General features: G+C 48.1%; 10 protein-coding genes. 6 read left to right on the top strand and 4 right to left on the bottom strand.

Annotated elements, in window-relative coordinates:
• Positions 1-13: 13 nt before the first annotated feature.
• The 3 genes from G519_RS0111840 to G519_RS0111830 are packed head-to-tail and all read right to left on the bottom strand — an operon-like array spanning position 14 to position 4768.
• Positions 14-1213 carry a class-II aminoacyl-tRNA synthetase family protein gene (locus G519_RS0111840; RefSeq protein ID WP_244280096.1) on the bottom strand — a complete coding sequence of 400 codons (1200 nt, stop codon included), beginning with the start codon at positions 1211-1213 and terminating at the stop codon, positions 14-16.
• Positions 1214-1220: 7 nt separating this feature from the next.
• Positions 1221-1478: an acyl carrier protein gene (locus G519_RS0111835; protein ID WP_029194863.1), complete on the bottom strand. Its 258-nt coding sequence runs from the start codon at positions 1476-1478 to the stop codon at positions 1221-1223.
• A gap of 47 nt (positions 1479-1525) precedes the next feature.
• Complete coding sequence (locus tag G519_RS0111830; protein WP_029194862.1) at positions 1526-4768, bottom strand: FG-GAP repeat domain-containing protein; 3243 nt, start codon at positions 4766-4768, stop codon at positions 1526-1528.
• Between the two features lie 248 nt (positions 4769-5016).
• Between G519_RS0111830 and G519_RS0111825 the strand changes: the two genes are divergently transcribed.
• The 6 genes from G519_RS0111825 to G519_RS42750 all read left to right on the top strand — a co-directional run bounded on the left by G519_RS0111825 (position 5017) and on the right by G519_RS42750 (position 14361).
• Entirely contained in the window at positions 5017-7551 is a 2535-nt protein-coding gene (locus G519_RS0111825; protein ID WP_029194861.1) for a DUF3656 domain-containing U32 family peptidase, read from the top strand.
• 281 nt (positions 7552-7832) lie between these two features.
• Complete coding sequence (locus G519_RS0111820) at positions 7833-9989, top strand: coiled-coil domain-containing protein (protein ID WP_029194860.1); 2157 nt, start codon at positions 7833-7835, stop codon at positions 9987-9989.
• 263 nt (positions 9990-10252) lie between these two features.
• On the top strand, positions 10253-11329 hold the full coding sequence (locus G519_RS42755; protein WP_036632752.1) for an ABC transporter ATP-binding protein: 1077 nt from the start codon (positions 10253-10255) through the stop codon (positions 11327-11329).
• Entirely contained in the window at positions 11322-12038 is a 717-nt protein-coding gene (locus tag G519_RS0111810; RefSeq protein ID WP_029194859.1) for an ABC transporter permease subunit, read from the top strand. The genes G519_RS42755 and G519_RS0111810 overlap by 8 nt, the downstream gene beginning before the upstream one ends.
• A 5-nt stretch (positions 12039-12043) precedes the next feature.
• On the top strand, positions 12044-13432 hold the full coding sequence (locus G519_RS0111805) for a GldG family protein (RefSeq protein WP_029194858.1): 1389 nt from the start codon (positions 12044-12046) through the stop codon (positions 13430-13432).
• Positions 13429-14361 carry a DUF4340 domain-containing protein gene (locus G519_RS42750; protein WP_036632749.1) on the top strand — a complete coding sequence of 311 codons (933 nt, stop codon included), beginning with the start codon at positions 13429-13431 and terminating at the stop codon, positions 14359-14361. Before G519_RS0111805 ends, G519_RS42750 begins: the two co-directional genes overlap by 4 nt.
• Positions 14362-14648: 287 nt before the next feature.
• On the opposite strand, the gene G519_RS52115 is transcribed toward G519_RS42750, so the two are convergent.
• Positions 14649-14971 (bottom strand): IS1595 family transposase (locus G519_RS52115; RefSeq protein WP_036632747.1); only part of this gene is annotated, 323 nt, incomplete at its 5' end.

Raw genomic sequence — 14971 nt, 5'->3', positions numbered from 1 at the left:
AAAGAAAAGGCACTTACAGCGCCTTCTCCTGCCAAGCATGGTACTGCTCACGGAATGTGGCAGGCCACAGCTGCTCATCGAGACCGTACTGCGCCAAGAACGCGAACGCCCAGCGTTCGATGCCGAAGCCTACACAGCCTGTAACGGCGTTGCGTTTGCCCATTTTAATATTAAAAGCATTCCCAAACGTATTGCTATGGAAGTTTACAGAGGAGCAGGCGATTGATTTCTTCACATGAGGAATGCTCAAGCGCAGCTCATATTTCATCTCTTGATTGCGTTGGAAGGACGCTTTCACTTGGAAATCGTTCGTGAAGAACGGGTCGTTGGCGATCTCCATCATGCTGTCCACGTTCCATTCAACGGCAAGCTCTTTGAGATACTCGATCGATTTTAGGCGATTTTCTTTGACGAAGTCAGGTTTGCCGACAAAAATAATTTCGCGCATCGAGAAGTCGAGCAGACGACCGAAATCGGTGTGGTTCTTGGACTCAAAACGGTGACATTTCGCAATGGCTGTCACGACGATGCCGTCACCCTCAAGCGTTTCATTCTCTAGGCCTTCATAGCAGTGATAACAAGTAGAAGGGTTCATCATGAAGTTCGGCTTCACCATGTTGTTATCAAGCGCGAGCGGCTGCTCTTGGTTCCAACCGCCAGCTTCGCGGATCGATTGGGAGAAGGATTCGATAACATCCAAATCCTCACGCAAATGAGTCACGAAGTGGATATGCTCAGGAAATGAAGTGAAATGGTTCGTTTTGTTCAAAGTATGACTATGAATGACAGCTGGATAAGACTCTTCCTGCATGCCTTCGAAACGCTTAGCGATCTTCGTAACGAAAGAGTAATCGAAGAAACGCATTAAGCTGGAGAAAGGCTCACGGAAAATAAAGAGACCGGGCTCCAACACTTTAATTGCTTTACGCTCTACAAGCTCAGCGATTATATCGCCTTCGTAGGGAGTATCGACTTTGTTCTCGAATAGAATGTTTTCCTTGAAGCCGAAATCACCGTGGGAGAAGCGTTCAATGAGACGCTGAACCCGTTCGGTCATACCCTCGTTTCCATTCGGAGAGTTATGCGTAATAATTATGTGACCATCCACAAGGGCAATATCTTGAATATGCTCATCGGCAAAGGCGGACGCGTATTTGACTTGTCCATGTTGGCTTTCAGCCAGGCCTTCTAAAGAAATTTTACATGTCAACATGAGTGGGTTACCTCGCAGTCTTCTTGGAAATAAAATCGGCAATTTCGCTTACCGTGTTCATGGAGTACAGCATTAAATCTTGATTCGTCACTTGGATGCTGTATGTTTTCTCAATGTGGGCAATCAGCGCTGTGGCGCCGATGGAGTCAATGAACCCATAATCAAACAGATGAACATCAACGTCAAAATCATCGTCATCCTCAGCAATTTCATAACGCTCGCGAATATGCTGTTCAAGCTGCGCTAATAATTCTTCATTAGACATGTTGGAAAGCCTCCTGGTTAAATGAAAAGTGGTAAAGGAACGTTAGTTCACTTTGCGGTAAAAGAAAGTGTCGTCAAATCACCGTATCGGGTAATGGTGTACATATGCGTTTGGGCGTCATGCTCGATCTTGACCTCGGATGATCCGTCTAGACGCAGCTCTGTAGGACTGAAAACCTTCACTTGCTGCAGACCTGCTGATTTCAAGACTAGTTGATGAGTGTTTCCTTGCTGTGTCAGCTCAAAAGGGATATTAGAACGCACGACATGTAACTTTTCCTTGGTCGCTCCAATACCGATGGAGGATGGCTTAGTCAAACCTAGATAGAATCGGTTATCAATTGTCGTGTACATATCCGAATCACTTTGTAGAGAGTATGGGGCAAGTTTTTCGCCCTTTTCGATGACGACACCGAGTGTCGTAGCATACTCACCAGCCAAGCTTGGCACCTTGTCGGTATTCGGTGTCAAAGTGGCATGAAAGTGTGGACTGCCGCCACCTAATCGATCTTTCAGCTTGTCCCATAAATAAGAGGCCCATGACTGACTGATGCGAACCTCGCTTTTCATAGCGGTTAAGAAGGACTTCGCCATCTGTGTTTCGGTCATAAAATTATAATCATGCTTCATACGAAGTTTATTAAAGTAGTCAGCAAAATTGGTTAAGTCGGCAACCAAAGATGGTACGGGAAAATGGTACTCGATGTGCTCGAAATAATCAATCGGCATATCCAATTTAACCATCGATTCGAAAACATCTGTCGTTGCATAGTCTCCTGTCCGCAGCACCGGCGTCGGTGTATGAATCAGCATCGTATGATCCATATTCCCTTGTTTATCTTGTAATAGAAAGGGAAGCGACCAGATCTCTTCCGGACGTGGAATAACAGGTGAATCCGGCGATAAGAATCCGAAATTGTACCATAATCCTTGCTGCTGCTCATTCGCCAGTGTTTGCTGGTGGTCTATGTTGTTGATGCGCCACGTGTGTTGGTTCGTTCCAAGGTGCTGCCATGGGATGCCGAGCTTATCGAAAGCTTTCTTGTGAAGGGAAAGCTCGGTGCGTTCCTCTTCCGTACTTTTGAAATTATGCACAAACACGTGCGGATCGATTTGTAAATGATTGTCACGCGCGTATTGGATGAACTCCTGGAGCTCCGCTTGATAAGGAAACTGGGGGTCGTCGATCGAAACGGGGGACCCGAATTCGATCCCGCCGACGACCAGGTCGTCTTTGCCGTCGTGATTAAGATCTATCCAAAGCGGGACGGAGTAGTGGCCGGCAACCAAGGCGTGATCGCCGACTTGGTTCAGTGTTGTGCCCTGTAGGGGACCCGCATCTGCCCAAGCGCCAGCGCTTTCTTGGGTGAACACCTGTAGGTCCCCATCGCTGCTGCCGACCACGATATCAGGTCGGCCGTCGCCGTTGATGTCACGCACGGATGGTGCCGCGTGCGTGGCATGTTGAGGCAGCGGGAACAGCACGCTGCCCTTTGCCTCTAGCTCGAGGCCCGCTGCGCTGCGGCCCTTGAAGAGCCACACTTGTCCATCGGCTCCGCCTAGGACAAGGTCGAGCTTGCCGTCGCCATCGACGTCGGCGACGAACGGCGCTGCGGGCCCTCCGGGCAGCTGCAGCGGTTTCCCGCCCGCGAGCAGCGCCGCGGGCTTCGCGAACCTGCCGCTAGCGAGCTGCGGCAGGACCAGTACCGCCCCGGACTCGTCGGAGACGACGAGGTCCGTGCGGCCATCCCCGTTCACGTCTGCGGCGTGAACGGTACTGTAAGGGCCAAGCTGGAGCGGCTCGCCGGACTCCAGCAGCAGCTTCACCGGCGCGCCGAACGTGTCCGGCAGCGCCAAGCCCTCAGGCAGCGGTTCGCTTGTGTAGGCCGCCGCGTTAACACCTTGATTCGTGTACACATACACGAATCCATCCGAGCTGCCGACCACGAGGTCCGTGCGGCCGTCGCCGTTCATATCCGCGGCTGTCGGGTACGCGCGGTAAGGCAGTTCAATCGCGCTCGACAGATCGCGATACTGCAGAAACAAAGCCTGCCGCAGGGGCTTGCCGGCAGCCATCACGTGCAGCCCGCTCGCGTAACCCGAGCCGGGCAGCTCTCCGACGAACTTCGGCTGCGCGTTCGTCCCAGTGTTGAGCTGCACCGTCACGCTCTCCCGCCATTGCCCCCAGTTGAAGGCATTGCGCACGAGTGTAAACGAGGGAATCTCGTTATATTCCTTCAGCTTCTCCGCCCAAGCAATGCCGTCTTTTTGCCCAATGGCCGGCATCGCCTCAAAATGGTTCTGAAAAGCCATCGCAGGCCTTCCATAAGGGCCAAGGACTTTTTTAACACTGTAACCAAGTGTTTCTTTCGATACATAAGCCAGCAGCTCACTGCGATACTGCATGTTCGCTGCTGCAAAAGCAAAGTTAAAGTAAGGCTCGATCGGTAACGTTTTTCTATTGAAATAAGTCGTTCCCGGAACTCGCTTTATTGCTGCTTGATACTTTGCAGCCAGTTGATTGAAGCCTAGCTTCGGATCCATGCCGCTCATCATGTCGTAGCCTGTTAGGAAGTAACGGTTCGGCAGGAAGTTGCTGCTGATCAGCACGGTGCCTTTGCCAACACGGTTCTGCATAACAAGCGAAACGGGCATCTTCGACTCCACTGGATTATTCATTGCCACAATGGTTTGACCTGTGGAGGAATCGAAACCGTATCCAAGGTTAAAACCAGGTAGATCGTCCATTGTATTATGCTTAAGATAGCTTTGCGTAAATAATTGAAAGGTTTGTTGAATGCCCTGAAGATTAGCTGGCACCTGCGGGTAGCTGAGAGACAGTGAATCCCCTGATAAGAAAGGCGAGCCAAATTTGTTCAGTGGTACCTTTTTTAAATCAACAATTCTGGCAGCTCCAAGAAAATCGAGCGGAAACCGGTCGGCAAACTCATTTTCCACTAATAGATGTCCGCCCTGCTTCACAAATGCTACGAGCTTCGGAACTTGCTCCGCCCACCCGGCATCTTGCGCAAGGGCAGGATCTAGATAGATTGCATCGTACTTGCGAAGCTGGCTCGTTGATAAGGAAGGCAGGTTTTGTTTGTCAATGTGAACGCCTGCTTGCAAGGTTTGTTGAAAATTTCCATAGGCTGCCGCATCATGAAGATCCCCGCTCGTCGCATAGAGGAGCTTGGTTTCATCTATTTTTGGCAAAAATAAAAGAAGGACGATGGTAAATAGGCTGACAAGGCTTAGTCCGATCAGTAGTTTAAGAACACGAATTTTCGACAAAACCAAAGGGATCCCTCAATTACTAAAAAGGTCACTATCCTTGCCATTATAGCATTCATAGGAAGCTTTGTTAACTTTTAAAGGGTTTCTGTTCCAAGAGGAAACGTTTGGCAATCAGCCGCCACTGTCGGATATTGGCTAAGTTTGTAATTACCCCCCGCCCTAGATTCCTACCTACTCTTTCTGTTACACTAAAGAGAAGACTTTGAGGATAACCCGAGGATCTATTATTGAAAGGATTTGCTGCCATGCGTACGATACGCAGAGAAGATATAGAATTGTTGGCCCCTGCGGGGGACTGGGATTGTTTGAGAGCGGCTGTTGCCAATGGGGCGGATGCCGTGTTTTTTGGTGTGGAGAAATTTAATGCTAGAGCACGTGCACATAACTTTACGATGGCTGAACTGCCGGATATTATGTCGTTTCTTCATCTATATGGGGTGAAAGGCTTCCTGACCTTCAACATCCTCGTGTTTGAGGAAGAACTGAATGATGCGAAGCAATTGATTGATGCTTGTGTGGACGCCGGTGTGGATGCGGTTATTGTACAGGATCTTGGTCTGGTTAAAATGATTCGCCAAATCTCCCCGGATTTCCCGATTCACGGATCCACACAGATGACGATTACATCACCTGAGGCGGTTGAATTTACGAAGCCGTTCGATATTGAACGCGTTGTGTTAGGGCGCGAAAATAACTTAAAGCAGATTAAACAAATCGGCGATCAAGCGAAGCTTCCGATGGAAGTGTTCGTACATGGTGCGCTTTGCGTATCTTATTCCGGTCAGTGTCTGACTTCTGAAATGTGGGGCGGGCGTTCAGCTAACCGCGGAGAATGCGCACAAGCCTGCCGCTTGCCGTATGATCTGATGGTCGATGGCGTGCAAAAGCCGATGGGCGACGTTACGTATTTGCTGTCGCCAAAGGATTTGGCAGCGATCGAGATCGTGCCGGAGCTTATAGAAGCCGGCGTACGCTCTTTCAAAATTGAAGGGCGTCTGAAGACCCCTGAATATGTGGCCAATGTCGTGAGCAAGTATCGCCGTGCGATTGACCGTTATTTCGCTGGGGAGGACGCTCGTCCTACCAAAGAAGAGGTTCGTGAGCTTCAGCAAAGCTTCTCGCGTGGATTTACGGTTGGTTTCTTGAATGGAACCAACAATAAGCAGCTCGTAGACGGTACGTTTCCGAAGAGCCGCGGGGTGTTCGTGGGCCGCATCAAGCAGATTTTGCGTGATGGGGTGATCTGTGAACTGGAGGCGCCGCTCAAGCGCGGCGACGGGCTTGTTTTCGACGCGGGGGATCCGACGAAGAAGGAAGAAGGCGGGCGCATCTACGATTTGCGCCGCAAGGGAGAGAAGCTCGAAGGCGAAGCCGAGGGCGGACTCATCGAGATCATTATGGGACGCAATGATGTAGAGCTGAGCCGTCTGCATGTCGGGGACCGCATCTGGAAGACGAATGATCCACAGCTGGACAAACGCCTGCGCCAGACGTTCGAGACCGACAAGCCTTACCGAACATTCCCGGTAAGCGTGAAAGTTAGCGGCGTAGAAGGCGAGCCGCTCAAAAGCTGGTGGACGGATATGCAAGGCGGTCATACCGTCTTCGTACAGTCCGAGCTTCCGCTTGTTCGCGCGGAGAAAAGACCGATGGACGAACAGCTCTTCACGGAGCAGTTCGGACGCCTTGGCGGCACGATTTATGAGCTTAGTCAGCTGGATGTGCAGCTGACCGGTGAGCTGATCGTGCCGATGCGTGAACTTAACAGCATGCGCCGCATGGCTGTGGAGCTGATGGAGGACGAGCGGCAGAAACCGCCGGTTTACATGAAGCGTGACATCGGCGTGTATGACGACGTGCTTCAGCCGGCAACTGAGACCGCGGCTGCTCCTGCCCTTTCCCTAGCGGAACGCAAGGCAGTGGAGCTTACGGCACTCTGCCGTAACTTGGATCAGGTGAAGGCTGTGCTTGAGACAACGGATATCGAATTTATTTATGCGGATTTCGAATTTATTAAGCAGTTCCCTGCGGCCGTGGATGCCGTTCGTGCAGCCGGGCGCCGGATCGCCTTGGTGACACCGCGTATTCATATGCCAGGGGAAACGGGCTATTTTAACCATATATTAAAGCTTAATCCCGATGCGGTATTGATCCGCAATACGGGCGCAGCCTACTTCTTCTTGAAGCATCGGTTGGAAAATCCGGACGCGCCGAAACCGCAGTTAATCGGGGATTTCTCACTTAATGTGGCCAATCACAAGACAGCTGCCCTTTTCCTAGAAGCGGGACTTTCGAAGATTACGCCTTCGTACGATTTGAACATTCAGCAGATGGTCGATTTGCTTCGCCGTGCTGAGACTTCGAAGCTTGAAGTTGTTATCCATCAGCATATGCCGATGTTCCATACGGAGCACTGCGTGTACTGTACGTTCCTAAGCGAAGGTACTGACTTTACAAACTGCGGCCGTCCTTGTGAGGATCACAGCGTTTCTTTGCAAGACCGTGTTGGTATGTCCCATCCGGTTCGTGTCGATGAAGGCTGCCGTAATACGGTGTACAACGCAGTGGATCAATCTGGTGCTGAGTATTTGAGCCATTTCATGGATTTGGGCATTCGTTCCTTCCGTGTTGAGTTCCTTGAAGAGACGCCGGACAAAGTGCGTGAAATTCTCGATTTGTACCGCCGTGCGATTGACGGTGAAATTAGCGGAACGCAAGTATGGCGTTCGTTGAAAGCGACGAACCAACTTGGTGTAACTCGCGGTCAACTAGTGAAGTAGAAGATCTATAGTGTGGAAGAGACCCAGTGCCGTATAGGTGCTGGGTTTGTTGTTTGTAGATAAGAAAGTATAAGTTTTATTACACTTCGCGTCATCAGTCTTGACAAACGCGCTCGTCCCTGAAGGACGATGGAGTCGTTTATCCTTGTCTGGAAGAAAAAGAAGGCGGAGTTTTAAATGTTTCCTTCATTTATTGTCATTTGTTCGATGTCCTGAATAATATGTTACAGCTAATGCCTAAGCCTAACGGACATAAGAAGAAAGGATGACGATGGATAACAATGAAAAGGACATATAAGCTCACCGAGATCGCTGGTAAAATCGGAAAAACGCGAGCTGCTGTAATGGAATGGTCAAATTATTTTCGCGAATTTCTTCCGACTAAAGCCGTTGGTGGATCCCAAAGGTACACAGAAGAAGCCATCGAAAATTTTGAGATCATTGCCAAGATGAGCGATGCCAATAAACCGCTTAAATTTATAAAAGAGCATTTACAGGAGATGCGTCAGAAAACAACTATCGTACTTAATGAAGAAAAGCCTTTACCTCCTCCTGCACCTACTATTGTTCCTGACACCAATTTACCTCCTTCCGAAGACAGCTCCAGCTTACCTCCAGTTGTGAACAACTCCGACTTGCAATTAAGTAAAGAGACTATGGAATTAAGTAACAAGGTACAGCTACTCACGCGAAAGTTAGAAGCGAATAAATCTCCAAGGAGTTTAATGGACCCTGTAAACGGCCTGAATCAAAAGGTTGGTATATCGTCTATAGCAGGCGGCAGCCTTTTGTTACCAATGATGAATCACTCGAACTCTCAGTTCGTTCAATTAAGTAGTGAAGTCGCGGAACTTAATAACATCATGGATACACTCAAGCAAAAGGTTGCGGAAGTTTCGGGCTTTTCGGAAGAAGTAGCGGAACTGCGAAACGTGATCCAGATTCTCACCCACCATGTAGCTGATTTGTTCGAACAGGACATTAGAAGTGAAGCTGCTGCCGCACTCCAATTATTGAATAGACAAATTGAGGGTGTTTCAACCGAAGTGACAGGGCTGCAGCATGCGGTCCACATTGTTCAACAAAAAGTAACTGAAGCATCGGATCGAGATCTCAAAGGTGAAATACTTACTGCCACAACGGAGTTACTGAATCAACGCTATAAAAGCATTTCGGAGGATGTAAAAAACCAGCATAATGAGATTCATCTCTATACGCTCAAGATTAGCGAAATGGTGGAACAAGAAATCCGGAGTGAAATAAAGACTACTACAGAATGGCTAGACAATCGCTATGACACCGTATCGGAAGAAGTAACGGAGCTGCGCAATGTGATCCAGATTCTCACCCAAAAGGTAACTGAAGTGTTTAAACAAGACATCCGAAGTGAGGTTACTTCCGCAATTGAAGTGCTGAAAAGACAAATTGATGGTGTTTCTTCAGAAGTAACAGGGTTGCAGCATGCGATCCAAATCGTTCAGCAAAAGGTAACGGAAGCTTCAGAACGAGATCTCAAAGGTGAAGTGCTTACTGCTACAACCGAGTTACTGAACCAACGCTTTGAAGGCGTTTCAGAGGATGTGGGGGACCTTCGCAATTTAATTGATCTTCACATGCAAAAGGTAAGCGAAGTGGTGGAACAAGAAATCCGGAGTGAAATAAAGGCTACTACAGAATCGCTAGACAAACGCTATCACACCGTATCTAAAGAAGTAACGGAACTGCGAAACATGATCCTGATTCTCACCCAAAAGGTAGCCGAGGTGTTTGAACAAGATATCAGAAGTGAGGTTTTTTCCACAATTGAATTACTAAACAAACAATTTGAGGGTATTTCTACAGAAGTAACAGGGTTGCAGCATGCGATCCAAAGTGTTCAACAAACGGTAGCTGAAACTTCGAATCGAGATTTCAAAGGTGAAATACTTACTGCAACAGCGGAGTTACTGAACCAACGCTATAACATCGTTTCTGAAGAAGTAACGGAACTGAGAAACCTGATCGAAACCGTTCAACAAACGGTAACTGAAACTTCAGATCGAGATCTCAAAGGTGAAATAATAACTGCAACAGCGGAGTTACTGAACCAACGCTATAACACCGCAGCTGAAGAGGTAACGGAACTGCGAAACGTAATCGAAACTGTTCAACAAACGGTAGCTGAAACTTCAGATCGAGATCTCAAAGGTGAAATACTTACTGCCACAATGGAGTTACTGGACCAGCGATATTACACCGTATCTGAAGAGGTAACGGAACTGCGAAACCTGATCGAAACTGTTCAACAAAAGGCAACTGAAACTTCAGATCGAGATCTCAAAGGTGAAATAATTACTGTCACAGCGGAGTTACTGGACCGGCGATATGATGAAATATCTCAACAATTGACATCACAGCAACGAATACTTGAAAAGATCTCTAAAATGTTAGGTTTTTAGGCCATCAATTAATCAGCATCATAATGCCATAAATAATAGAACTCTCTAGCAGCTAGGGAATTCTATTATTTATATACATATGATTTCAGCTTGTTTTCTAGCAATCAATGATGTTGTCTCCCATCCTCATCTCCTACATCCCATTCGTTCACAATTTAGACACATTTTTTTAATCTATTTTTCAGATTTGCTTAAGGTTGGTTTATTGTTCCACGGGTATAGTGATGATGGTTATATGAATGAGTAGAAATGGGGGATCTTGGATGCTTGAGGTCAAACAAGTCAGCAAGCTGTACGAAAATGATCGCGGCGTACACAACATCGATTTCTCGATGCAGCGCGGCGAGATCGTCGGCTTCTTAGGGCCGAACGGTGCTGGCAAAACAACGACAATGCGCATGATTACGGGTTATTTGAACCCTACGCATGGTCAAATATGGGTGGATGGTCACTCCATGGCCGATAACCCGAAGAAAGCACGCCGCAAAATCGGCTACTTACCCGAAACACCGCCTCTTTATCCAGAGATGACGGTGCAAGCTTATTTACGATTTATCGCAAATCTTCGCGATGTGCCTGCACGGGAGCAAAAGCTGCGTGTCGGCGAAGCGATAGACAAGCTAGGTCTGCAAGGCCGCGAGAAGCAAATCATCCGCTCCTTGTCTAAGGGCTACAAGCAGCGCTTGGGCCTTGCGCAAGCGATTCTGCACCAACCGGATCTGCTTATCCTGGACGAGCCTACGTCCGGCCTCGATCCGAAGCAGATCATTGAGATTCGCCAGCTGATTCATGAGCTGGGGGAGAACCATACGGTGCTGCTGAGCACGCACATTCTTCCGGAAATTAACGCGATCTGCAACCGCGTTCTCATTATTAACCAAGGCCGCGTCGTGCTCGACGAGCGACCTGAGCATCTCGGCCGCACGATGGGCGAGACGTTCGAAGTGTCGCTCGAGGTCAAGGGACCTCGCGAGCGGATCTTGACCGAGCTGCGCAGTCTAGAGGCAGTCGCAGCGGTGAAAGAAGTCGATGCGCCGAGCGACGCTGCAACGATCGCTGCGCCTGCTGCGCAGGATGTGTTCATCACCGATGATGCATCAACAGAAGCAGTGCTCGCAGAACTGCCAGCATCAGCCGAAACGGTGAAGCTGCTCGTGACCTCCGCGGATCGCTCCGATATCCGCGAAGCGCTGTTCTTCCGCTTGGCTGGCGCAGGCTATCCGATTCTAGAGATGAAGCGGGAAAGCCTCAGCTTAGAGGATATCTTCCTCAAATTGACGACGGATGAACCTGCCGAAGTCGACAGCACGCTGAAGGAGGAGGTAGATACCGATGCGTAGAATCTGGGCCATTTGCTCAAAAGAGCTGCAAATGTATTTCTTTTCGCCTGTTGCTTACGTGGCATTCGCATTTTATGTGCTGCTATCGAGCTTCTTCTTCTACATCAACTTCGTAAACGGCCAGCCGCCGATTGTGGATGCGCGTTCCGTTGTTGGAAATACCACATTCGTGTATCTCTTTATCATCCCGCTTTTAACGATGCGTCTCATCGCAGATGAGTTCCGTCAAGGCACCGATGAGCTGCTTCTGACTTCACCTGCAGGTATTGGTGAAATCGTGCTGGGTAAGTATTTGTCTGCTTTTATTGTACAAGTGGGGCTAGTGGGGATCAGCTTGATCTACCCGCTCATTATGTCTGCCTTCGGAACGCTGGATAAGCCAGTTATGTGGCTGTCCTATCTAAGCATGTTCCTATTAGGCTGCGCGATGATGGCCATTGGCTTGTTCGCGTCCAGTTTGTCCAACAATCAGATGGTTGCCGGTATTTCAGGCTTTGTTATACTGCTTATGCTATGGCTGCTGGATTGGGTAAGCGGCAGCATGACAGGCAAGCTGAAGGATTACGTCGCTCAATTTTCATTGACGAGCCATCTGACGAACTTGCAAAAGGGCGTCCTGCACGGCGGAGACATCCTCTTTTATATCACATTAACAGCTGTGTTCCTGGTTCTTTGCATACAAGTCCTTGAAAGAAAGCGTTGGAGGTGAGCGGGATGAATAAGTGGATACGGGGAACTAATGCGACTGTTTTATCGATCGCCGTTATCGGCATTTTCATTATACTGACGATCTTCCTTCATTCGCTGAAAGGCTTTCAGGTCGATTTGACGAAAAATAAGAGCTTTACGCTCTCCGAGCAAACAGTTGCCACACTCAAAAACTTAAATCAAGATATTCACATCGTTGCCTTTACGAATAGCGGGGATAACAACGGTTTTGTGACGCGGCAAGTCACCGATATGGTGACCGAATATAAGAAGCAAAGCAGTAAGATTACGTATGATGAATACGATATGTTGAAACAGCCTTCGATGGCCAAGCAGTATGGTGTCGATCAAGGCGGAACGATTATTTTTGAATTAGGCTCTAAAAAGCAGAATATCAATTTCTATGAATTGTTTGTCGGTCAGCAGGATGGTTCTTACACATTCTCAGGGGAAGAGAAGTTTACCCAAGCCATTAAGAGTCTCACGTCCACAGAGAAGCACACGGTTTATCTGCTTTCCGGTCATCAGGAATATCCACTGAATGCCATGACCATTTTGAAAAGCAGTCTGGAAGGCGCTAATTATGTCGTGAAAGACCTTAATCTGTTCGTTGAGGGTAAAATACCGGACGATGCGCAGATGCTTATGCTGCTTGGTCCGCAAAATGACCTGAATGATAAAGAAGCGGCGCTGATTGATGCTTATTTGAAGGATAAAGGCAAGATTTATATGGCGCTAGGCTTCAATAAAGATATGGCGACCAAGTGGAAAAACATCGATGCGATCATGAAAACATACGGTATTCAGGATCAACACGCGATTGCGATTGAACCGAAACAAACGTCGCTCTATGATCCGCTGACGATTATTCCGGAGTATGGCCCGCATGACATTACCAACAAGCTGTCCAGCAATAATTTGATTACGATGCTGTCGCTGGCTGTAAGCTTGAATGCGGATGGCAGTGCACCAGATTACACCCAGTCCCTGCTTTTGAAAACGACAGATAAAGCTTACGGTGAAACTGATATCAACCTTCTAGCACAATCCAAAACCAAGCAGGATGCGACAGATGTCAAAGGACCGCTTAACCTTGGCTACGCGATTTCGGGTAAGGATAACAAGCCGAAAGCTGTCATTCTTGGGGGATCTACGTTTGTACTAGATCAAGATATTCAGAATCAAGGCAACAAGGATTTTGCTCTGAACAGTATCGGCTGGCTGCAGGAACAGAAGGATCAGATCACGATCCGTCCGCGTCAAGGGGATGCGTTCCAGCAAGCGATGATTACGCCTAGCCAAGCGAATACGATTTTCCTCGTAACGATCGTGTTCTTACCGCTCTTGTTCCTAGTCATTGGCGGCTTGATCTGGTGGAGGAGGAGACGAGGATGAAGCGGTTTATTCCTACGATTCTGTTAGTTGTTATTTGTATCGGCGGCTTTTGGTACGCTTCGAGCAAAAACTTCTTTCAAGAGAAAAAAGATGAACCGAAATCGCTCATCACACTCAAGCAAGAAGACGTGCAGTCCATTCATGTGAAAAAAGAGGAACAGCAGATCGAGCTAGCTCGGAACGGCAGCGGATGGGATATGAAAACCCCGGCAGCAGCGCCGATCAATACGAACCAAGTGGGTTCGTGGTTGGATGCCCTCGGTTTGGTGACATCAACGAAACTAGTGGAAGATCAGGTAAGTAATCTGTCCAACTATGGGTTAGATAAGCCCGTTGGAACTTATGAAGTTACGTTAAAAGACGGCTCGAAGAAAGGACTGTTGGTGGGTACAGCTCTTCCTATTGAAGGGTTCTCCTATGTTCAAGTGGAGGGATCTCCTGCTGTGTATCAGGTGAGTGATCAGTCGCTCTCTGCCCTCAGTAAAGAGCCAGTAGATTTTGCTGATGCTAGCCCAGTCCAATTCGAAAGCGACAAAGTGCAAAGCGTAAAGCTGACATGGAAAGGTCAAACCTATACGCTTGCCAAAACAGATAAAGACAAGGTAGCTGCTGAGGCGAACTGGAAGCTTGGTGATAAAGAGCTGAAAGGCGCGGAGGCGACTCCGCTGTTGAATGAGCTGAACTTCCTGCACAGCGCGGAACTTCCACAGCCGGCGGCTCAGAAGCCAACTGCTGGCGGTGAGCTCAAAATAGAGCTTGGATTGACTGTTGATGGCAAAGAAGTCACCGAGATCTATGAAGGTAAGCTAAGCCAAGATCAAGTCTGGTTAACGAAGCAAGGCGGACAGTGGGCGTACCTACTTACTGCTGCAGATATACAGAAATTGGCGGATGCCTATGCCGGTAAACCGGCTCAGCCCGCCTCTTAATAGGAAAACTGCTCTCTACAGCTATTGTGCTGTGGGGGCAGTTTTTTCATTTTCTACTCCTTCTATCTTCTTTTTTCTTTTTTCTTACCTTCTCTTCTTCTTCTTCTTCTTCTTACCTTCTTCTTTTTCTCCTATCGCGCTTACCACCTTCTACTTTTCTTCTTTTGTTTTTGTTCTACTATCTCCCCTTCCGCACCTTCCTTTTGCATATTTCCTTCTCAGTAGGAATCGAAAGTTGTACCGAGTGCAACAATTTCTTTAGTTTCGTCCCATTTATCTTAATTTGATTATCCAACTAGCTCAGGATAGGTAATCGTCGTAGACGATAGGCAACAATGAACTAACCTATTGAATAACTCGCTTTTGACCTCACGGCGGTTGAATCGATAGCAAAACTCATCGAGATATGCTTGTAGGTGCTTAGGATCTAAGCCGTGGTAGGTACCACCAATAAAAGCTTTCGCATTAGAGATGATCGTATGAAGCCACTTTAGATGATCTGGATTTTCTTTCAGGTCGTACTTTTTGGCTTCATGGTGGAAGCCATTTTTGGCCAAAGCTTGATAAGAACGATATCTATCGCTGACAATCGTTGATCCAGCTTCAATGT

It is taken from the genome of Paenibacillus alginolyticus DSM 5050 = NBRC 15375 (assembly GCF_000422905.1).
GTDB classification, from domain to species: domain Bacteria; phylum Bacillota; class Bacilli; order Paenibacillales; family NBRC-103111; genus Paenibacillus_E; species Paenibacillus_E alginolyticus.
The sequence above is the reverse complement of the archived record's forward strand: the minus strand, read 5'-3'. Positions and strand labels throughout refer to the sequence as shown.